Origin of the sequence: Variovorax sp. KBS0712 (genome assembly GCF_006323185.2) — a bacterium.
GTDB lineage: Bacteria > Pseudomonadota > Gammaproteobacteria > Burkholderiales > Burkholderiaceae_C > Variovorax > Variovorax boronicumulans.
This window is the reverse complement of sequence record NZ_VCCD02000004.1, coordinates 350,393-371,937: the sequence shown is the minus strand read 5'-3', so window position 1 is coordinate 371,937 and position 21,545 is coordinate 350,393. Positions and strand designations below refer to the sequence as shown.

Annotated in this window: 16 protein-coding genes; all 16 read right to left on the bottom strand. The window is 68.9% G+C overall.

Going from position 1 to position 21,545, the window contains the following annotated elements; genetic code table 11:
- Positions 1–4: 4 nt before the first annotated feature.
- The 16 genes from FFI97_RS29925 to pncA all read right to left on the bottom strand — a co-directional run bounded on the left by FFI97_RS29925 (position 5) and on the right by pncA (position 21,524).
- Positions 5–472, bottom strand: coding sequence for a hypothetical protein (locus tag FFI97_RS29925; protein ID WP_095743171.1), 468 nt, complete (start codon positions 470–472; stop codon positions 5–7).
- On the bottom strand, positions 472–2,865 hold the full coding sequence (locus tag FFI97_RS29920; protein ID WP_139703408.1) for a type VI secretion system Vgr family protein: 2,394 nt from the start codon (positions 2,863–2,865) through the stop codon (positions 472–474). Before FFI97_RS29920 ends, FFI97_RS29925 begins: the two co-directional genes overlap by 1 nt.
- A gap of 17 nt (positions 2,866–2,882) precedes the next feature.
- Positions 2,883–5,588: a type VI secretion system ATPase TssH gene (gene tssH / locus FFI97_RS29915; RefSeq protein ID WP_139703405.1), complete on the bottom strand. Its 2,706-nt coding sequence runs from the start codon at positions 5,586–5,588 to the stop codon at positions 2,883–2,885.
- Positions 5,585–6,745 carry a type VI secretion system baseplate subunit TssG gene (gene tssG, locus FFI97_RS29910; protein ID WP_260685220.1) on the bottom strand — a complete coding sequence of 387 codons (1,161 nt, stop codon included), beginning with the start codon at positions 6,743–6,745 and terminating at the stop codon, positions 5,585–5,587. The genes tssH and tssG overlap by 4 nt, the downstream gene beginning before the upstream one ends.
- The gene (tssF, locus tag FFI97_RS29905) at positions 6,742–8,613 is read right to left on the bottom strand and encodes a type VI secretion system baseplate subunit TssF (RefSeq protein ID WP_139703403.1); all 1,872 of its coding nucleotides are present in this window, start codon (positions 8,611–8,613) and stop codon (positions 6,742–6,744) included. The genes tssG and tssF overlap by 4 nt, the downstream gene beginning before the upstream one ends.
- The gene (gene tssE, locus FFI97_RS29900; protein ID WP_062473960.1) at positions 8,613–9,158 is read right to left on the bottom strand and encodes a type VI secretion system baseplate subunit TssE; all 546 of its coding nucleotides are present in this window, start codon (positions 9,156–9,158) and stop codon (positions 8,613–8,615) included. Before tssE ends, tssF begins: the two co-directional genes overlap by 1 nt.
- On the bottom strand, positions 9,155–10,027 hold the full coding sequence (locus tag FFI97_RS29895; RefSeq protein ID WP_139703401.1) for a type VI secretion system accessory protein TagJ: 873 nt from the start codon (positions 10,025–10,027) through the stop codon (positions 9,155–9,157). The genes tssE and FFI97_RS29895 overlap by 4 nt, the downstream gene beginning before the upstream one ends.
- Positions 10,028–10,167: 140 nt before the next feature.
- Positions 10,168–10,650, bottom strand: coding sequence for an Hcp family type VI secretion system effector (locus FFI97_RS29890; protein WP_062473964.1), 483 nt, complete (start codon positions 10,648–10,650; stop codon positions 10,168–10,170).
- 51 nt (positions 10,651–10,701) lie between these two features.
- On the bottom strand, positions 10,702–12,210 hold the full coding sequence (gene tssC, locus FFI97_RS29885; RefSeq protein ID WP_056583649.1) for a type VI secretion system contractile sheath large subunit: 1,509 nt from the start codon (positions 12,208–12,210) through the stop codon (positions 10,702–10,704).
- Positions 12,207–12,776: a type VI secretion system contractile sheath small subunit gene (tssB, locus tag FFI97_RS29880; RefSeq protein WP_139703399.1), complete on the bottom strand. Its 570-nt coding sequence runs from the start codon at positions 12,774–12,776 to the stop codon at positions 12,207–12,209. The genes tssC and tssB overlap by 4 nt, the downstream gene beginning before the upstream one ends.
- An 85-nt stretch (positions 12,777–12,861) precedes the next feature.
- Entirely contained in the window at positions 12,862–13,947 is a 1,086-nt protein-coding gene (gene tssA / locus FFI97_RS29875) for a type VI secretion system protein TssA (RefSeq protein WP_139703397.1), read from the bottom strand.
- 140 nt (positions 13,948–14,087) lie between these two features.
- Entirely contained in the window at positions 14,088–15,275 is a 1,188-nt protein-coding gene (locus tag FFI97_RS29870; RefSeq protein WP_139703395.1) for a fumarylacetoacetate hydrolase family protein, read from the bottom strand.
- Positions 15,276–15,346: 71 nt separating this feature from the next.
- A complete protein-coding gene (locus FFI97_RS29865; protein ID WP_139703393.1) occupies positions 15,347–19,078 on the bottom strand; it encodes a molybdopterin cofactor-binding domain-containing protein in 3,732 nt (1,243 codons plus the stop codon).
- The gene (locus tag FFI97_RS29860) at positions 19,075–19,587 is read right to left on the bottom strand and encodes a (2Fe-2S)-binding protein (protein WP_139703391.1); all 513 of its coding nucleotides are present in this window, start codon (positions 19,585–19,587) and stop codon (positions 19,075–19,077) included. Before FFI97_RS29860 ends, FFI97_RS29865 begins: the two co-directional genes overlap by 4 nt.
- Entirely contained in the window at positions 19,565–20,728 is a 1,164-nt protein-coding gene (locus FFI97_RS29855; protein WP_185993755.1) for an ABC transporter substrate-binding protein, read from the bottom strand. Before FFI97_RS29855 ends, FFI97_RS29860 begins: the two co-directional genes overlap by 23 nt.
- Positions 20,729–20,798: 70 nt before the next feature.
- Entirely contained in the window at positions 20,799–21,524 is a 726-nt protein-coding gene (pncA, locus tag FFI97_RS29850; protein WP_139703389.1) for a bifunctional nicotinamidase/pyrazinamidase, read from the bottom strand.
- Positions 21,525–21,545: the final 21 nt, after the last annotated feature.

The window sequence follows — 21,545 nt, the reverse complement described above, 5'->3', positions numbered from 1 at the left end:
GTCCTCAAGAGGCGGCTCCTTCGTCGATGCGCGGATCGGATTGGCTCACCCAGGCGACTTCCTTGCCGCCACGGCTGCCGCGGTGCAGCAGCACTTCGCGGCCGCGCGCGTAGCCCGCCATGTCGATCATGTCGACGGCCTGCTCCACCTGTGCGCGGCGTCGCTCGCCACCCGGCCCGTCGAACTCGACGACAAGCCGGATGACGTACTGGTTCAGCACCATCGTGTTGTCCGAGCTGGCTTCGACGATGCGCGCCGGCCGCGTGTCATGGGGTTCGGGCTTGCGGGACACCCAGAAGTGCACGCCCACGCACAGCAGTATCGTCAGCACGATCCCGCCGCCGACCACGGCCCCGAGCGTGAGATTCGCCGCCGTGGACGTCCCGGCGATGCGTGGAAAGATCAGGCCGACCAGCAGCAGCACCGCGATCGACGCGACGCACACCAGCAGCGTGATCCGGCGGGCCGTCATCACCAGTACGTGTACAGCGAGGAGGTCTCGTTGCGCCAGACGGCCCCGCCGAAGGCAAGCACGTCGAGCGCGATGTTGACACCCGACATGTTGAGCTTGGCGACCTTGATGTCCACCAGCGCCGTGGCGTAGTTGAAGGCGAGGACATAGGTCGACGAGATGTTGAAAGGCGCGGTGATGTCCAGCACGGTCGTCGCTTCCGTCCGAATCTCCGGCGCCTTCGAATGCACCTTGGTGTCGGACGAGGACTTGATCAGGTCCTTGGCGTGGGTCGTGACGTATTCGCCGGCCTCCGTGTTCACGCCTTTCTTGTACCTCACCTCGTTCTGGTTGGAGCTGTGGGTGATCTTGTCGGCTTCGACCAGCCAGTTCTTCCCCGGCGCCCTGAAGGTGATGTCCCCGCCTTCGGTCTCCACGGTGTAGTTGCCCTTGATGTTCGCCTTGTAGAAGCCGCCCGTCTTCAGGGTCGCGAACATGGCGACGTCCACCTCCCACCGGCCTTTGGTGGTCTTGAGAATCTTGCGGCCCACGGTCTCGGTGTGCGTTTCGGTGACCGTGAGGTCCTTCGTCCCGGTGACCGTTTCATTCAGGTGGGGTTTGATGAACCGGTCTTCGCCGGTGTCCACCGTGTCGTGCCGCTTGCCGGTCACGTGGATGGTCTGGTTGCCGATGACATCGACCTGCTGGTTGCCGCCGTCCACCTTGATGAACTGGTCACCCCCGTTGACGGTGATCTTCTGCGGCCCGCCCTTGTTCACCGTCAGGGTGTGCGGGCCGTTGATGGTCTCGTCCAGCGAAGTGTCGCCCGTGTACTTGTCGGCCCCGTCGATGAAGGTGGTGCGCTCGCCCTCCACCGTGTGCGTCTCGTTGTTCTCCACCTCGATCGTCAGATCCTTCTGCGCATGGATCTTGATCGACTCGCACCCCGGGTCATCGTCGATGATGAAGTGATTGGCCAGCTCGCCGTCGCCCTTGATCGTGCGGCTGATGAACCCGCTGACCGTCGCCTTGGCCGGCAATTCCAGCGGCGGCATCTGGTCCGCGTTGTAGACGCGCCCGATGATGATCGGCCGGTCGGGACAGCCCGCGATGAAATCGACGATCACCTCCTGCCCCACGCGCGGATGGTTCACAGCGCCGAAGTTGGAGCCGGCCCACGCGCTGGACACGCGCACCCAGCACGAGCTGTCTTCGTTGCGTTGGCCGTAGCGGTCCCAGCGGAACTGCACCTTCACGCGGCCGTACTTGTCGATCCAGATGTCTTCGCCGGGCGGCCCGACCACGGTGGCAGTCTGCGGGCCCTGGGTGCTCGGCACGCGCGTGATGCGCCTTGCGCGGAACGGGAACGAGGTGGGCTGCACGCCGAAGTGAAAGCTGTACTCGCCCGGCATGCCGCCGCTGGCGTAGCCGCCTTCGCGCAGGCTGTACATCACCGAGACGACGAGGTACTCGCGGTTGTCCTCGTTGCGCGGTGCGTTCTGCATGGTGAAGCGGTAGCCGGGTGCCATGCCGCGCACGTTGGTGTGGCCGGTGTCGACCTCGGCCTGGGCCTGCGCTTCCTCCAGGCGGATGCGCGCGTAGTGCTCGCCCTGCCCCGCATCGCTGTAGCCGCCCATCCACTCGTACATCTCGTAGCGGCCGTGGTCGTTGCCGCGCGGCTGGCTGCGCGTGTTGAGCAGGTCGGCCCTGGGCTTCTTGAAGTCGAAGTCGTCGACCACGTAGGTGCCGGGGCGAATCTCTTCGGTCACTTCCCACTGGTCGATCACTTCGCGGCCGGGGTCGGTGGCGCGGTCGCTCGCGAGGTAGCCGATCTTCGGATAGCCGGGCAGCGTCTCGTGCGCGCTCATGTCGTCGGCGAGCACCAGCGTGTGCTGGTTCTTGTCATGCTTGAAGTAGTAGTAGATGCCCTCGTGCTCCATGAGGCGGCTCACGAAGGCGAAGTCGGTCTCCTGGTACTGCACGCAGTACTCCCACTGGCGGTACGAGGCGCTGAGCTTCTTCTCGAAGGCGAAGCCGTACTCGCCCAGCACGTCTTCGAGGATCTCGACCACCGACTTGTTCTGGAAGATCTTGCAGTCGCTGGTGCGCGTGAGGTACCAGAGCCACGGCCGCACCGAAGCGCGGTACACGGTGTAGCGCGAGGAGCCGCCCTCGCGCCCGATCATGGTGAAGCGCGTGATCTGGCCGTTGAGGTAGCGCGGCGTGCCGCTCAGGGTCTGTATCTCCAGCGCCAGCGGCTTGCCGAGCAGGCCCTTCATGTCGACCGAGGTGTTCGGGCTCAGCAGGTCGACCTCGAACTCGAACAGCTGCGACAGCCCTTCGCTGCCGTGCATCGAGCGGAACAGCAGCTGTTCTTCTCCGAGCGGGGTGTGGGCTTTGACGACTCTGTCCATGCGGCTCTCCCTTGGGTCTACGCGGGGCGTTCTGAAAACTCGTACTGGAAGTCATCGCCCGCTGCGCCCAGCTGCACGCCGGCGAGCTTGCGCGCACTGACGGTGGCGCCGATGACTTCCTCGCTCAGCCGGGGCAGGATGGTGTGCGTGAGGATCGCGTCGATCATCCGGCCACCCGACTCTATGGCCGTGCAGCGGCGTGCGACAAGCGCGACGGCGCTGTCGTTGTAAGCCAATGCAATGCCGTGGTTGGCCTGCAGGCGCGCCGCGATGCGGTCCAGCTGCAGGCGAATGATCCGGTGCAGCGCATCGGCCTGCAGCGGGTAGTAGGGCACGACCACCAGGCGCCCGAGCAGCGCGGGTGCGAACACTTTCAGCAGCGGCTCGCGCAGCGCGGCCGCCAGCGGCTCGGGGTCGGGGAGCAACGTCGGGTCTTCGCACAGCTGCATGACGAGGTCGGTGCCGACGTTCGACGTCATGATGATCACGGTGTTGCGGAAGTCGATGTGGCGGCCTTCGCCGTCTTCCATCCAGCCCTTGTCGAAGACCTGGAAGAAGATCTCGTGCACGTCGGGGTGCGCCTTCTCGATCTCGTCGAGCAGCACCACGCTGTAGGGCCGGCGGCGCACGGCCTCGGTGAGCACGCCGCCTTCGCCATAACCCACGTAGCCGGGCGGCGCGCCCTTGAGCGTGGAGACGGTGTGCGACTCCTGGAACTCGCTCATGTTGATGGTGACGAGGTTCTGCTCGCCGCCGTACAGCGCCTCCGACAGCGCGAGCGCGGTCTCGGTCTTTCCCACGCCCGAAGGGCCGCACAGCAGGAACACGCCGACGGGCTTGTTGGGGTTGTCCAGCCGCGCACGCGCGGTGCGGATGCGCCGCGAGATGGTCTCCAGCGCATCGGGCTGCGCGACCACGCGGGCCGACAGGATCTCGCCCAGGCGCAGCACCGACTGCGCGTCGTCGCGCACCATGCGGCCGATGGGGATGCCGGTCCAGTCGGCGACCACGGTGGCGACGGCCTGTGCATCCACCGCCGCGAGGATGAGCGGTGTCTCGCCTTGCAGCTGCACGAGCTGGTCTTGCGCTTCGTTGAGTTCGGCGCGGATGGCTTCGGGTGTTCGCTCGGGCTCGGCCGGCGGTTCTTCTTCGCGGTCATCTTCCGCTTCAGATTGCGCCGGCACCGCCGCAGGCGACAGCAGCTTGCGCAGCGCGACGATGCGCTCGACCAGCGCGGCCTCTTCCACGCGCCGCTGCTCCAGCAGTTCGAGTTCAGCCTGCGCGGCAGCCACCTGCGCCGCGATGTCTTCCACGCGCTGGTGCTCGCCGACCCCGATCGCCGCCTCGCGCCCCGCGATGCCCGACTCGATGCCCAGCACCTCGATGCGCCGCTTCAAATCTTCGAGCGCCGCAGGCAGCGCATGCTGGCTCAGCGCCACGCGCGCGCAGGCGGTGTCGAGCAGGCTCACGGCCTTGTCGGGCAACTGCCGCGCGGGAATGTAGCGGTGCGACAGGCTCACGGCCGCTTCGAGCGCGGCGTCGAGGATGAGCACGCCGTGGTGCTTCTCCAGCTCGGCCGAGATGCCGCGCAGCATGACCACGGCCTTGGGCTCCGTGGGCTCGTGCACCTGGATGGTCTGGAAGCGCCGCGTGAGCGCCGGGTCTTTCTCGATGTACTTCTTGTACTCCGACCAGGTCGTGGCACCGATGGTGCGCAGCCGCCCGCGCGCGAGCGCAGGCTTGAGCAGGTTGGCCGCGTCGCCGGTGCCAGCCGTGCCGCCCGCGCCGACCAGCGTGTGCACCTCGTCGACGAACAGCACGATGGGCTTCGGGCTTTTCTCAACCTCGTCGATCACCTGCCGCAAGCGCTGTTCGAACTCGCCCTTCACGCCCGCGCCGGCCTGCAGCAACGTGGGGTCGAGCACCCACAGCGACACGTCCTTCAGCGAAGGCGGCACGTCGCCGGCCGCGAGGCGCGAGGCCAGGCCTTCGACCACGGCCGTCTTGCCGACGCCGGCCTCGCCGGTGAGCAGCGGGTTGTTCTGGCGGCGGCGCATGAGGATGTCGACGATCTGGCGGATCTCGTCGTCGCGGCCGTACACGGGGTCGAGCTCGCCGGCGCGCGCCTTGGCCGTGAGGTCGCTCGCGTACTTGGCCAGGGCCGAGCCGCCGGCGGCGGGGGCATCGCCTTGATGCTGCGCCACCGATGCGCCACCGCCCGCCTCCGACGCGGCGTCGTAGTCGTCTTCCGGCGAGCCTTCGGTCCACGCCGCGAGCTGCGCGACCAGCACGTCGGGCACGAGCTTGTCGAACTCGCGCGAGATGCCCGAGAGCACCTGGCGCAGGCCCGGCGTCTTCACGATGCCCGCGAGCAGGTAGGCGCCGCGGATCGAGGTGGCTTCGAAGCGCAGGCTGGCATAGACCCACGCGCGCTCCACCGCATGGTCGACGTGCTCGGAGATGTCGCTGATCGACGTGGCGCCGTGCGGCAGGCGGTCGAGCGCGCGCACGAGGTCCTGTTCGACCGCGTCGAGGTTGAGCCCGGCGCGCTTGATGATGCGCAGCAGGTCGCTGTCCTGCAGCTGCAGGATCTGGTGCAGCCAATGCACGAGCTCCACATAGGCATTGCCGCGCAGCTTGGCGAAGGCGGTGGCGGTCTCCAATGCCTTGTAGAGCATCGGATTCAGTTTCGAAAAAAGAGAGACGCGGCGGATGTCGGTCATGAGGAAGCCGGTGCGTTGCGGGAAAAGAGCGCCTCGGGCTGGAACACCATGTCGCCGGCGTCGGTGTCGGACAGGCGGGTGCCGAGCCAGCTGCCCCAGCCCAGGCGCTGGTCGCTGCTCAGCCGCATGCCGCGCGCCTCGGGCTTCTTGAGCACCAGCCGCAGCTCCCAGGCGAATTCGATGCCGACGTACTGGCGCACCCAATCGACCACCTGCTGCAGCCGCGGGCTGCCCGGCAGGAACTCGCGGAACTGCTGCTGCGACAACGGGCCGAGTTCGAGCCTGAACTTGCCCTGCGCATCGCGCACCGCCAGGCCGATGGTGGCGCCGCTGCCGAGCCGGTGGTTGCGCCCGAGCAGGCCGATGCGGCTGACCTGGCGCTCGTCGATGTGCACCCAGTCGCTCACGAACTCGACCACGCGCACGGGCACGTCGAAGTACAGGCGAAGAATCTGAATGAGTCCTTCGGGGTTGCGGGTCTGGCGCACCAGGTGCCCTGCCATGTGGGTGCGCGCGTGGTCGGCGATGCGGTCGCGCGCCTTCAGGCCGGGCTGCCCCATGTTCATGAGGCTGGCCACGTAGTCGACGAAACGGTGGCCGTCGGTGCGGTCCAGGCTGTTGACCGACTGTGCATCGGCCCAGGCGCGGTAGAACAGCAGGATCAGCCGGTGATGGAACAGGTCGGCGAACGCGCTGAGCGTGTTGTCGGCGTGGTGGCGTTTGCGCTCGCGTGCGTACTCGGTCAGGTGCAGCGGCAGCGGGCCGTTGGGACCGAACAGGCCGAAGCCGTAGATCGAGATGCGCGGCGCGCCGTCTTGGTCGACCTCGACACCCGACACGTTCGACGGCGCGAAGGCCATCGAGGGCTCCTGCCCCAGCCGCAGCGGCTCGTCGCGCGGGCGCGGCGCGCGGCCCAGCAGCGGATGGTCGCCCTGCGCGTCGAGCCGGCGCAGCAGCATGAACAGGTCGTGCTCGAAGGGCTGCTCGACGAGCCGGGCCCACAGCGCGGGGTCGGCCTCGGGCACGCCGCGGCGCGGCGCGGACTTCGCCTTGGTGTGGGTGGGGCTGCGCGCATCGACGGCCGCTTCTTCGCGCGCCTCGGTCTCTGCCGGCAGCACCTGCAGCATGGCGTCGTCGGTGAGGCCGGTCGTGCTCATACGGTGGGGCGGCGTCCCACGCGCGGGGTCCAGCGCGCAATTTCGCCGCGCTGCAGGCTGGACAGCGCGAACTCGGTGAAGGCGTTGAGCGACACGTGCCGGCTGAAGAACTGCTCCAGCACGGCGCCGAACAGGTACGGGCTCGTGCCAGAGAAGGCGACCTCGTCGATCTGCAGCGCGACCTCCACGCCGCGCCCGAACACGATCGGACCCGGCTCGGGCAGGCGGCGGAACACCGGTGCCAGCGCCATCGAGCGCACGCCCTGGATCTGGCGGCGCACGGCCGGGTCGGCGAGGTTGCCGTACAGGTCGAGCATCTCGCGCAGCGCGGCGGCGCCCTGGGTGGCATCGACGTCGGTCAGGCTCAGGTAGTTCAGGCCCAGGTGACTGATGAGGCGCCAGGTGAGCGCGCCTTCGGCCAGCGCCGGGTACGGCCGCGACGGGCCGCGCAGGATGCGCACGCCGCGCACCGGCGCCGACACGCGCAAGGTGAAGTCCGACTCCAGCCCCGTGGGCAGCAGCAGCGGCAGGTCGCGGTTGGTGCACAGCGCGTCGATGGTGATGTGGCGCAGGCTGTGCGGGAACGGCGCGTCGTGCTGGTCGACCAGCGACACGTACACCTCGCTGCCCGTATAGCTGGTGCGCGTGCCCTGCGCGCGTGCGCGGTCGGACACCAGGCGCGGCTCGCGGCGCAGCGAGAAGTAGGCGCCGAAGTCGCCGTCGTCGGAAGCGAACGAGCCCAGGAAGGGCCGGAACTCGCGCTCTTCGGAGCCGTTGGCCATGTGGCCCGTGACGCGCTCGACGGTGAAGATCTCGAAGTCGCGCGGGCGCGTGCGGTCGATCACCGCATGGTGCTCGTGCTGGCCCGGCCCGACCGGGATGCGGTCGCTGCGGCGCGGCACGAGGTTGATGATGGGCGTGCAGAACAGCGAGAAGTGCCTGGCATCGACCAGCCGCTCCAGGTCGGCATCGGCGCGGTCGAGCAGGATCACGATCTCCATCGTGGTGCCGCCGATGGCCGAGGCCGCCGCGCGCAGGTGCTTCACGCTGAAGAACAGGTAGCGCTCGGGAAAGGCGAAGTACTCGTGCAGCAGGCGGTAGCCCTGGAACGAGCGTGCGTCGTAGGGCAGCAGCGACTGCTCGGGGTCGAAGCCCTCGTGGCGGATCGCCTCGTCGCCCAGCGGCACGATGCGCGCCGTGCTGCCGGGGCCGGCGCGGCACACGGTGGCCACGCTGTGGTGAGCCACCAGTTCGAGCACGCGCAGCGCGTGCAGCTCCGCGCCCGAGAGAAAGAACTCGAGCCGATCGAGCGGCATCTCCGAAAAGCGCGCGCCGCCCACCGCCTCGAGCTTGATCGTGATGGCGCTCTTGGCCTGACGCGCCGCCATCGGCAGCGCATGCGCGATCTCGGCCGGCACGGGCCCCAGGCTCGCCTCGGCAATCTTGATGGGCCACAGCGTGACGGCGTGCCCCGTGCGGAACTCGCAGGCCGTCTGCTCGCCCTTGATCATGCGTCCGCGCAGGAGCGTGTGGCGCGGCAGCTCGTAGCCCGCCTTCAGCGAGCCCTCGTTGAGGTTGCCGTCGATCTGCACCACGGCCATGGCGGGCAGCGGCGCGAGGAAGTTGGGGTACACCACCTCGAGCAGGCGCTGCGAGAAGCGCGGAAACTCCGCGTCCATCTTGAGCTGGATGCGCGCCGTGAGAAAGCTGAAGCCTTCGAGCAGGCGCTCCACGTACGGGTCGCTGACCTCGATGCCGCGCATGCCCAGGCGGCCCGCGATCTTCGGGTAGCGCTGCGCGAACTCGGCCCCGAGCTCGTGCATGTAGGTGAGTTCGCGGTTGTAGTAGTCGAGGAGCTTGGCGTCCATCAGAGCCCTCCTGTCGGCCGCAGCACCATGTGCCCGCTTTCAAGGTCCAGCTCCGAACGCAGGATGAACTCGATGGGGTACGGCACCGACCACAGCGTGCCGCGGATCTCCAGCGCGAGCAGGTTGTGGTGCTCCAGGTCGGTCGCATCGGTCACGCAGCGCACGTCGATGCTGTCCTTCATGATGCGCGGCTCGAAGTCGATGATGGCCGCACGGATCGCCGCCTCCACGTCGGCGAAGTCGACCTCCGACATGCGCCCGCCGGCCCAGCCGCGCACGCCGTAGTTCACCACCGAGCCGCGCGCGCGCGGCATGCCGTTGATGCGGTGGTCGGCACCGAAGTTGGTGGTGTTGAGCAGCCACTGCAGGTCGCGCAGCACCGAGTCGCGCAGCAGCTTGCCGCTCATGAGGAAGGCGCCCGCGCGCTCCTGGCCGTTCTGCGGCGCCTTGTCGGTGAGGCGGTCGAGCAGCACGGGCTGCAGGCGGTCGCGCGCGACGCTTTCCTGGGCGTCGCCGTCGATGTCGGTGGTGACGGCGGGGGTCATGCAGCCACGCCTTCCGTCGCTGCGGCGAACTCGATGCGCCGCAGGTCGAGCAGCGAGTGATCGCCGGCTTCGCTGATCAGCGTGCGCTGGCCGACGCCTGCGAACTGGTCGTCGCCCGCGAGCGGCTGCCAGTCGGTGCGGCGGCCCAGCGCGGTCTCGTCGTCCAGGTCCGCGAGCGCGCCCGGGTAGCGCACCGGCACGAGGCCGTTGAGGCCGCGCCCGTCGTGCAGCTCGATCTCGGCCGGCGCCCACAGCAGGTCGACCAGGTGCTGCGGGCGCGAGAACTTGATGCGGCGCACCGCCGGCAGCGGCAGCCACGCATAGCCCGAGGGCGTGAACAGTTCGAGCACGGCGCCGATGCGCGCGTCCCCGTCGCACAGCCAGGCGAAGTCGCTGTGCGCCGCGGGCTCGCCATCGAGCGCCTGCACGGCGCGCGCGTCGGAGCGGTCGACGGTGGTCAGCGTGCCCTGCAGCGCGGGCGCCGCATCGCGCGCGGCCTCGCGCAGCGCGGCGGCTTCGTCGGCACGTTCGGCGGGCAACACGGCGGCGCCGAGCAGTTGCTCGACCCAGTCGGCATTGCCCGAGACGATGGCCGGCGTGCGTCCGCCGCCGGCCCAGAAGTCGGTGCGCTCGCGCTCGCCCCGCAATGCCATCGCGCAGGTGACGCTGGCCGGCGTGAACGTGGGGTCGAGCTTGGTCGCGAGCTTGAGCTGGTCTTCGGCCCGCTGCCATTCGCCGCGCAGCGCGAGGAAGTGGCACAGGGCAAGGCGCAGGCCGGCGTTCTGGGGACTGGCGCGGATCTGCCGCTGTACCCATTCGGTGTGCTCGGCCACGGAGCGCTCGCCCAGCACTGCAAACCCATCGCCCATGAAACTTCCCCGTTGACTGGCTGAAAGGTGAAAGGCGGCGCGCCGCGAAGGGGCGCCGCAGGAGACAGACAAACGGCTGTGGACCGCCAGCGGGGGCTGCATGGCCCTGAAGGCCACGGCCCCGCCGCGCAACAAGGAAATCAGGCTTCCTTGTTTTCCTTGATGTTCCAGCCCAGCACCGTCTCGGCGCCCTTGCCGCCCTTGTCGGTCTGTTCCCAGTACTGCTGTTTCACCTTCGCGGCCTGGAAGGCGTACTGCACGAGCACCGCATCGCCGCCCTGCTCGGCCGTGTACTGCACCGAGGTGACGAGCACCTCTTCGAGCGTGACGCGCGTGTATTCGATCTGCGAGCCGCCGGCCTTGCACACGGCCACCTCGACCTTGCTCAGGTGCTTGCCGCTCGCGCAGTTCTTCAGCACGGAAGGCGCGGCCTTGTCGATGCGCGCGAGCACCTGCAGGTCGTTGAAGCTGGCCTTGCCCACGCCGCCGCCACCGCCGCTGACCATGTTGCCAGGCTGCGTCGCTCCCCATGCAAACGACTTGATGTCGGTCCAGTCCTTGTGGTTGGAGTCCTTGGACTCGCCGTTTGCACCCTCGACGCGCATGAACATGTCTACTGCCATGATTGACCCCCAAAAGTTATCGATGAATTGCCCGGTAGCGGGACAGTGGAATTAGCTGCTGTCCTTCTTGTTGGACGGCAGCTTCGAAACCAGCCGCAACGACACCGTCAGCCCCTCGAGCTGGTAGTGCGGCCGGAGAAAAAACTTGGCGGCGTAGTAGCCGGGGTTGTCCTCGATGGCTTCCACCTGGACCTCGGCCGCCGCCAGCGGCTTCATCGCCTTCGTGTCCTGCGACGAGGTGCCGGGGCTGCCGTCGACGTAATTCATGATCCAGTCGTTGAGCCAGCGCTCCATGTCCTCGCGCTCGCGGAACGAGCCGATCTTGTCGCGCACGATGCACTTCAGGTAGTGCGCGAAGCGGCAGCACGCGAACAGGTACGGCAGGCGCGCCGCCAGGTTGGCGTTGGCCGTGGCATCGGCGTCGTAGTACTCGGCCGGTTGCTGCAGCGACTGCGCGCCGATGAAGGCCGCGAAGTCGGAGTTCTTGCGGTGCACCAGCGGCATGAAGCCGTTCTTGGCGAGCTCCGCTTCGCGCCGGTCGCTGATGGCGATCTCGGTCGGGCACTTCATGTCCACGCCGCCGTCGTCGGTGGGGAAGGTGTGGGTGGGCAGGTTCTCGACCGCGCCGCCCGATTCCACGCCGCGGATCGAGGTGCACCAGCCGAACTGCTTGAACGAGCGGTTGATGTTCACGCCCATGGCGTAGGCCGAGTTGGCCCAGGTGTAGCGCGTGTGCAGCGCCGAGTCGGTTTCTTCCTCGAACTCGAACTCGTCGACCGGGTTGGTGCGCGCACCGTAGGGCAGGCGCGCCAGGAAGCGCGGCATGGCCAGGCCGATGTAGCGCGCGTCTTCCGAATCGCGCAGCGAGCGCCACGCGGTGTGCTCGGTGTTCTGGAAGATCTTGGTCAAATCGCGCGGGTTCGACAGCTCCTGCCACGAGTCCATCTGCATCACGGTGGGCGAGGCGCCGGCGATGAAGGGGCAGTGCGCGGCGGCGGCGATCTTGGCCATCTCGCCGAGCATCTCGACGTCGGGCGGGCTGTGGTCGAAGTGGAAGTCGCCGATCAGCGCACCGAAGGGCTCGCCGCCGAACTGGCCGTACTCGGCCTCGTAGATCTTCTTGAACATCGGGCTCTGGTCCCAGCCGATGCCCTTGTGGCGCTTGAGCGAGCGCGCCACTTCGCGCTTGGAGGCGCACATGACGCGGATCTTCAGCTGCTCGTCGGTCTCGGTGTTGTTCACGAGGTAGTGCAGGCCGCGCCATGCACCTTCGAGCTGCTGGAAGTCTTCGTGGTGCAGGATCTGGTTGATCTGCTCCGACAGCTTGCGGTCGATCTCCGTGATGATGGCCTGCACGCTGCGGTAGGCGTCGTTCGAGATGGTGACGGTGTTCTCGAGCGCCTGCACGGCCAGCGTCTTGACGGCGTTCTCCACCGCCTCGCGCGCCTGCTCGGTCTTGGGCTTGAACTCGCGCTGCAAGAGGTCGGAGAACTCGTTGGGCTCGAGCGCTTCGACGGTGGCGGTGCGGGCGCGTGCGCCTTGCTGGGATGCGGTGCTCATGGTGCGGTCCTGTCGTCGGCTTGCTTGGCTGCTGCGGCATCGGCGGCCGCCTGCGCGACCACGGGGTTGGGCGCGGACGCCAGCGACTTGAGCAGCGCCGGGTTCTGCAGCGCCTGCGCGATGAGTTGCTCGGCCCCGTTCTTGCCGTCCATGTACGAGAGCAGGTTCGACAGCTCGGTGCGCGCCTCGAGCAGCTGCTGCAGCGCATCGACCTGGCGCGCGATGCGCGCGGGCGAGAAGTCGTCCATGCTGTCGAAGGTGATGTCCACGTTCATCTGGCCTTCGCCGGTGAGCGTGTTGGGCACCTGGAACGCGACGCGCGGCTTGATGGACTTCATGCGCTCGTCGAAGTTGTCGATGTCCACCGCCATGAACTCGCGCTCCGCGAGGTCGGGCATGGGGTCGGTCTGCTTGCCCGCGAGGTCGGCGATGACGCCCATCACGAAGGGCAGCTGGATCTTGCGTTCGCTGCCGTAGATCTCGACGTCGTATTCGATCTGCACGCGCGGCGCCCGGTTGCGCGCGATGAACTTCTGACCACTGTTCCTGACACGGTTGTCTGCCATAAGCGTCCTCTTGAAACTGAATGCGTGGGTCGTACCGGTCGACCGGTGCCGGCGCGTTGTTCCTGCTCGCCGGCAGCAACGGCCGCTAGGGCAATGCGGCGTCGCCGTTCAACGGGCGGCCGGCAAGGCTTTCTATCTTTTGCAATCCCTCGGGCACGAGCTCTTCGATGATCTGGAAGAAGTTGAGGTCCATCAGCCGCTGGGCCCTGCGGATCAGCATGGGTGCCGGATGGCTCGGTTCCGTTCGTTCCAGGAACTCGCATGCTTTTTCCAACAACACTTGCACATCTTCACGAGCCGATATTTCAATCTCTTGAATACGCAGCGGACGCACCGCAGCCTGCGTGGCCGCTGCAACGTGCGCTGCGGGTGCGTGCACCTGCGCCGCACCGCTTGTGTCTTCTGCACGGCCCGTTGCCGACGCCTGCGGCACTTCGCTGTGCGGCTGCTCCGGCAGCAACTGGCCCACGGTGCGCAGCGACCGTTCGAGCCTTGAAAAATCGGGCGCCCAGCTCTGACCCAGCGCGCGCTCGCAGGTCTCGCGGATGCGCTGCAGGAGTGCCAAAGCCTCACGCAAGGCCACGACCGGCGCCGCCGCCTTGTCGTGTGCGCGGCGTGCGGCCTCGCGCAGGCGGCCGACGCCGCCGGGGTAGTCCACCTGGTCGCTCTTGCTCGAATCGAGCAGCGCCTCGACCTGCCGCAGGCTCATCGCCGTGCCACCGTCTTCGAGCAGCCGCGCATCGCGCACGCTGCGTCCGAGCCCTTCGGCTTCGGCCAGTGCGGCCAGCGCATTCATGCGCGGCAGCGGGTCTTCGTTCGTGCCATCGACGACGCGCGGATGCACGTCGTTCCAGAAAGCCTGCAGCACCGCGTCGACCTGCCGCAGCCCGTCGACATAGCCGGGCAAGCCGCGGCTTTCGGTCCATGCGAGCGTGAGCGGCACCAGCACGCGCAGGTCGCGCGTGCGCAGGCACAGCTGTCGTGCGATGCGGTCTACGCGCGCCCAGTCGGGCGGCTCGGCGGGGATGATGGTGTCGCCGAACTGCTGCTCGCGCTTGCCCGTGGCCGCCTGTTGGAGCGCCATGAAATCGGCGTCGTATTCCAGATCTTCACCACAGGGAAGCGGGCCCTCGACGGGCGTCTGCAACAGATCGATCTCATTCGGCAGCAACCACGACTCCCTTGATTTATCCACTCGCGATGGTAGTCATCTTGAGGGTAAGAAGAGGCATGGTCAACCGCAACAGAATGCAAAGTGCAGCCTCTGAATTCCAAAGGAGTACATCTGCTTTTAAAGTGCAGAAGTACGGGCTACAGCAGCCGACGCGACGCGAGGTTGCGCATCAACGCACCGAGGCCGAAAGACCACCGCGGCGCCTGGTCTGCATGCACCACGCGGTTGTTCAACGCACCCAATTCAGGGGCCGCGATGCGCACATGGTCGCCCACGACATGCGTGAATCCTTGCCCCGGTCCGTGACGGTCTTGTGTCGGCGCGAACATCGTGCCCAGAAACAACATGAAACCGTCTGGGTAGGCGTGGTGGCGGTTGAGTGTCTGCGCCACGAGGTCGAGTGGATCGCGGCTGATCTTCGCGAGCGAGCTCGACCCTTCGAGCGTGAAGCCTTCAGGGCCCGTCACGTTCAACGCGACCGTGATGCGACGCACATCGGCGATGCCGAAGTGCGCATCGAACAGACGGATGAACGGCCCGATGGCGCACGAGGCGTTGTTGTCCTTCGCCTTGCCCAGCAGCAGTGCGCTGCGGCCTTCGAAGTCGCGCAGGTTGACGTCGTTGCCGAGCGCGGCGCCGAGCGTCTCGCCGCGGCTGTTCACTGCGAGCACGACCTCGGGCTCAGGGTTGTTCCAGGCCGAGTCCGCGTGGATGCCCACGTCGGCGCCCGTGCCCACGGCCGCAAGCACCGGTGCCTTGGTGAAGACCTCGGCGTCGGGGCCGATGCCGACCTCGAGGTACTGCGACCACATGCCTTGCGCGATGAGCACGTCCTTCACCTTCATGGCTTCGGGCGAGCCCGGCACGATGTCGGCGAGGTTGTCGCCGAGCACATCGCCGATGGCCGCGCGCGTGGCTTCGGCGCGTGAGGCATCGCCGCGCGCCTGCTCTTCGATCACGCGTTCGAGCAGGCTGGCCACGAAGGTCACGCCGCTGGCCTTCACGACCTGCAGGTCGCAAGGGGCGAGCAGCCAGGCCTGGTTGCTGTCGCGCGTGCTTTCGTCGCTGTTGGCGAGCACGGCATCGAGCGCGGCGATGCGCGGCGCGGTGCCACTCTGCAGTGCAGCGCGCACGGCTTCGGCCGGCGAGCCCTTGCCTTCGAGCAGGTCGCTCATGGTGGGCGCGAGCTTTGACAGGTCGTGCAGGCCATCGCCCTGCACGGCCACCAGCACCGGGCCCACGCCGGGTTGCCAGAGACGGCCGACAAGGGTGGCGCGCTCGGCGTCGCGGGGCAGGCTGGAAGCGATCGAAAGGTCCAAAGGCATGGTGGGGTGTCTCCGTGAATAAGGTCTGCGCGCCATCGTAGCCGCGGGCCTGCGGCCACGCCCGCCGCGGGTCAGTGGCCCGGCGTGGCTCGCACGCGCGCCACCTCGGCGGGCAGGTTCGTCCACGGCGCTTCCTGCGGTGCGAAACGTGCGCGCATGTAGCCGGCGAGGTCGGCGATCTGGCGGTCGTCGAGCGCCTCGCGGAACGCGGGCATGAAGCCGATGTCGCGGTGCGCGGGTGCGCGCACGCCGTCGAGGATGGTGCGCAGCAGGTTGTCGGGCCGTGTGCTCGTGAGGCTGCTGTTGAGTGCGAGCGGCGTGTTCACGCCCAGCAGCGTGGGGCCGTCGCCGTCGTGGTGGCATGACGCGCAGGCGCTGTCGAACATGCGCTGCGCGGGGCCGAGCAGCTGGCCTTGCGTGCGCGCGGCGTTGTCGATGGCCTGCTGCGCAAGCGCTTGCGGTTGCGCGACCGGCGCGGGGTTGAACGAGCCGAGGTAGACGGCCATGGCGCGCACGTCGGCGTCGGGCACCTGCGCGAGTTCGCGCACCACCTCGGCCATCGGGCCGCCCGCGATGCCGTGGCGCGGCGAGTGGCCGTTGCGCAGGTAGCGGTAGAGCGCGTCGGTGTCCCACGGCACGGCGGCCTTCGACAGCTGCGTGAGCGCGGGCGCCTCCCAGCCATCGACCATCGCGCCCGAGAGGAACGCGCTGCCGCCCTGCTCCGCGCCGAGCGCGTTGCGCGGCGTGTGGCAGGCGCCGCAATGGCCCAGGCCGTTGACGAGGTAGGCGCCGCGGTTCCATTCGGCGCTCTGCGTGGGCACGGGCGGAAGCGGCGCGGGGTCGTGGAACAGCGCGTTCCAGCCGGCCATCAGCGGGCGCAGGTTGAACGGGAACTTGAGTTCGGACTTGGGCGTTGGCGCACGCACCGCCGGCATCGCCATGAAGTACGCGTAGAGCGCCTGCAGGTCGTCGTCGCTGGCCTTCGCGAAGGCGGTGTAGGGGAACGCGGGGTACAGGTGGTGGCCGTCGCGCGAGACGCCTTCGCGCATCGCGCGCTGGAAGGCGCTGAACGACCAGCGGCCCAGGCCCGTCTCGGCATCGGGCGTGAGGTTGGTGGTGTAGAGCGTGCCGAAGGGCGTGTCCATCGCGCGGCCACCGGCGTTGGGTTCGCCGCCGGGCGCGGTGTGGCACACGGCGCAATCGCCGAGTGCGGCGAGCACGCGGCCGCGCTCGATGGTGGACTCGCTGTAGACCGGCGCGCTGAGCGACACGGGCGCGATGGCGGAACGCCAGCCGAGCAGGCCGGCGATGACGCCCAGGCCGCCGATGAAGAGCGCGGCGCCGGTGGCCCACAGGCCCTTGCGACGCGGCCACAGGGCGTCCCGCACGCCTGCGCCTGAGGCAGGTGCGGGAGAGGGTCCGGCGGCATCGCCCTTCGCGTGGCCATCGCCCTGGCCCGGCGGCGGTGGCAGCGAACCCCGATTCAACTCCGCCAGCACCGTCTCCGGCGTGAACGGCGGCGAGCGGAAGCGCACGCCCGTCGCATCGAAGATCGCATTCGCGATCGCCGCCGTGCCCGGCACCGACGACGACTCGCCCGCACCCAGCGACGGCTCGCCGGGGCGCGGCATGTGCATCACCTCGATCACCGGCACGTCGCGGAAATTGAGGATCGGGTAGCTGCCCCACTCGCGGCTCGCGACCACGCCCCAAGGCAACACGCCCGGCAACTGCGCACCGCCAGCAGCAGCACCCTGCTGCGGCGCGAACTGCACCTGCTCCTTGAGCGCGCGGCTCGTGGTCTGGATCACGTTGCCGTGCACCTGGTGCTCGACGCCCGCCGGGTTGACCAGCAGCCCCGCGTCGTGCCCCACCACCACGCGGCGCACATGCACCTCGCCGGTCTTCTGGTTGACCTCGACATCGGCCACCCACGCGGCCCACGCCGCGCCGAAGCCCGGCCACTTGCTGTGGATGTAGCGCGCGTACGCGAAGCCCTGGCCGAAGAGGATGTCGCCGCCTTCGCCCAGCCCGCCGTCGGCGTTCTCCTGCGGCCCGGTGCGCATGCGCCAGCCGGCCGTCTGCGCGGTGGCCTGCACGAGCTCGACCGCGCGCGGATCGTCCAGGTGCCGCAGGCGGAACTGCACGGGGTCGACACCCGCCGCCGTGGCCAGCTCGTCGATGTACGACTCGTGCGCGAACGAACTCGGCAGCGCCGACACGCCGCGCAGCCACGAGGCGCGCACGATCGGCGCCATGTCGTTGACCTTCACGCGCAGGTTGTCGTAGCTGTACGGTGGGCGCGCGGTGCGGTCGCCCATCTCGTAGGCCTGCGCCACGGGCTCGACCGTGCGCGTGAGCAGCAGCGCCAGCGTGGGCGCACCGTTCGACGGATAGGAGGTTTCGAAGTCGTAGGCCGCGACGCGGCCGTCGGCCATGAGCCCGCCGTCGATCTCCATGAGCTGCGCGGCGCCCTTGGGCTCCCACGCATGCTCCTGCTCGCGCGAGAGCTGCACGCGCACCGGCGCACCCACGGCGCGCGCGAGCAACGCGGCATCGGCCGCCACGTCGTCGGCGCCGTTGCGGCCGTAGCAGCCCGCGGCCTCCATGCGCACCACGTCGACCTGCACGTCGTCCACGCCCATGAGCTTCGCGAGATCGGCGCGCAGCACGTGCGGGTTCTGCGAGCCGGCCCAGCAGCGCAGCTGCATGCCGCTGCCGTCGGCGGGTTGCCACTCGGCCAGCGCGCACGAGGGGCCGATGGACGCATGCATCTGGTAGGGCCACACGTAGGTGCGCTGCATCGGCTGCGCGGCGGCGGCCATGGCGCCGTCGACATCGCCTTCGTCGACCAGCAAGCGCTGCGTCGACGGGTTGTCGCGCAGGGCCTGCGCCACGTCGCGCAGGTCGGGCATGCCGGGCCAGGGTTTCCAGGTCACGCGCAGCTCGCGCATCGCCTGTTCGGCGTGCTCCTCGCGCTCGGCGACGATGCCGACGAAGTCGCGCACCACGACCACGGCGCGGATGCCGGGGATGTGGGCGATCGACGCTTCGTCGACCGCTTCGAGCGTGTTGCCGATGAACTCGCCGTGGTCCGCGCCCGCATACGGCGGGCGCACCACGCGGCCGTGCAGCATGCCGGGCACGCGCATGTCGTGCACGAACACGAGGTCGCCCGCGAGCTTGGCCGGGATGTCGACGCGCGCCTGGCGCGTGCCGACGAGGCGGTAGTCGGCCGGGTTCTTGGGTGTCGCGTCGAGATCGAGCCGCAGCACCGTGCGCTGGTGCGCCACGAGGTCCGCGTAGTTGAGGTGACGGTCCGGCGCCTCGGCCACGCGCACCACGCCGTTGCGCACCTGCAGCGCATCGACGGCCACGCCCAGCCGTTCGGCCGCGCGCGCCAGCAGCCAGGCGCGTGCCTGCGCCGCGGCCAGCCGCAGCGGCTGCGCGTGGATCTGGATCGACGCGCTCGCGATGGTCGCGCCCTGGTTGGGCACGCGCGCGGTGTCGCCGAGCATCATGCGCACGCAGGGCATGCCGAGGTCGAGCTCCTCGGCCACGATCTGCGCGAGCGCGGTCTGGATGCCGGTGCCCAGGTCGACGTGGCCGTTGAGCGCGGAGACGCTGCCGTCGTCCCACAGTGCGAGCAGCACCTCGTCGCCTTCGCTGGGGTGGCTGGCGATGAAGGCGGGCTGGCCCTTGGCGGGCGGCGGCGGGGGCGGCGCCTCGCGCACCACCAGCAGCACGCCGTCGGCGGCGAGGAATTCCGCGCGCGTCTGCGGCAGGTCGGCGCGGCGCGTCATGCGGCGGGGGCGTCCGGCGGGGCCGCACGCAGGCGCACGGCGGCGCGCTGCACGGCGTCGAGGATCTCGATGTGCGTGCCGCAGCGGCACAGGTTGCCCGAAAGCTCGCTGCGGATGCGCGCCTCGCTCGCATCGGGGTCGCGCGCCAGCAGCGCCGCGGCCTGCATCACCATGCCGTTGAGGCAGTAGCCGCACTGCGCGGCCTGCGCGTCTTCGAAGGCGGCCTGCACCGGATGCCAGCGCCCGCGCATGCCCAGGCCTTCGAGCGTGGTGATGCTGCGCCCCGCCACGCCGTGCGCCGGAATCACGCAGGACCGCGCGGCCACGCCGTCGACATGCACCGTGCATGCGCCGCACTGCCCGAGCCCGCAGCCGTACTTCGGCCCGTTGAGCCCCAGGTCGTTGCGCAGCAGGTGCAGCAGCGTGGCTTCGCGCGGCACGCCGGCGAGCGCGTGGGCCCGGCCGTTGACCTGCAGGTGCAGCGGCTCAGCGCCGCAACTGGCCGTCACGGGTGTACATCTCCAGGTCCACGAAGGTCGAGCCGTTGTGGTTCTTCGCGCTGTAGTCGACGGGGAAGTCGCCGAAGCGCGTGCTGCCGATGCTCTCGAGCCCGGCGATGAAGCTGTCGCGCGTGAGCGCCTTGCCCGCGCGGCGCAGGCCCTCGGCCATCACGCGCGCGACGATGTAGCCCTCCAGCGCGGTGTAGCTGTCGATCTTCTGGCCGCCGAACTCGGCGCGGTCGCGCTGGTAGTCGGCCACGATGGGCACGCGCTGCGCACCGGGCGGCGGCACGATGCTGGCCGTGACCAGCCCGGCGAGCTTGCCTTCGAGCCGCTTGGCCGAACCCGCCGCATCGGTGATGCCGACCGACAGCGTGTACAGCGGTGCGGCCGCGCCGCTCGCGCGGTAGTCGCGGATGAAGACCTCGGTCATGCGCCCGGCCATGATCATCACGACGGCGCCGGGGCGGCCTTCGGCGAGCCCGCCGATCACCTGCTTGGCGTCTTCGGCCGCGATGGCCATGGGCAGCGTCTGCACCACCTTCACCTTGTATTCGGCGGCCAGCTGCTCGCAGGTGGCGAGGTTCGACTTGCCGAAGGCACTGTCCTGGTAGACCACGGCGATCGACTGGATGCCCAGCGTCGAGAGGTGGCTGATGATCTTGCGCAGCTCCAGGTCGTAGCCCGCGCGCACGTGGAACAGGTAGCGGTTGGTCTTGGTGCGAAACGACGTGGTGCCCACCAGCGGCGCGAACATCGGCACGCCGGCCTTCTCGGCCAGCGGCATCGCTGCCGCAAGGTTGCCCGTGGCGACATAACCGGTGAGCGCGAAGACCTTGTCCTCGTCGATCAGCTTGGCGGTGTTGACGGCCGTCTTCGCGGGTTCGTAGGCGTCGTCGTAGGTCACGAGTTCGATCTTGCGGCCGTGGATGCCGCCCGACTTGTTGACGCGGTCGAAGTACAGCTGGATGCCCGCACGGTAGTCGACGCCGAAGTCTTTCGCCGGGCCGCTGAACACGGCCGACTGGCCGATGCGGATGGTGCTGTCCGTCACGCCGTTGTCCGCGCGCGCCGGCCGCAGCAGACCGGGGCCGAGGGCCAGGGCCGCGCCGCCCGCCACCAGGGTGCGCCTTGAAATCGAAAGCTTCATGCGTCGTCTGTCTCTTTGTTGTTGTCGTCGGAGGGGTGTTGCCGCGGCGGCGCCGCGGACTTCGTCGTCGTCAGCCGGCCTGGATGTCGCCGGACTGGATGCGCTTGACGCCCTTGGCCGTCATCTGCTTCCAGGCGGCGGCCAGCGAGCCGTTGAGGTCGATGCCGCGCGTGGCGTCTTCGATCACGTAGGCCTCGAAGCCGGCCTTGCGTGCGTCCATCGCGGTCCAGGCCACGCAGAAGTCGGTGGCCAGGCCGGTGACGAACACGGTCTTGATGCCGCGCGCCTTGAGGTAGCCGGCCAGGCCGGTGGCCGTCTTGTGGTCGGCCTCTTCGAAGGCCGAGTAGCTGTCCATGTCCTTGTGGAAGCCCTTGCGGATGATGAGCTGCGCGGTCGGCACTTTCAGCTCCTTGCCGAGCGCCGCATCGTCGGTGCCCTGCACGCAGTGGTCGGGCCACAGCACCTGCGTGCCGTAGTTGAGCTTCGTGGTCTCGAAAGGCTTCTTGCCGCTGTAGGTGCTGGCGAACGAGGCATGGCCCGCCGTGTGCCAGTCCTGCGTGACGACGATGTTCTGGAACGCGGGCGCCAGCGCGTTGATGACCGGGATCACCTCGTTGCCGCCCTTCACCGCGAGCGTGCCACCGTCGAGAAAACAGTTCTGCACATCGACCACGATCAGCGCGGCCTTGCCACCGGGCTTGATCTTGCCGGCCGCGAAAGCGGAGAGGCCGAAACTGCCGAGGCTGCCGGCGAGCCCCAGGGCAGCGGCGGACTTCAGGACGGTTCTGCGATGCATGGTGTGGACTCCGGTGGTTGA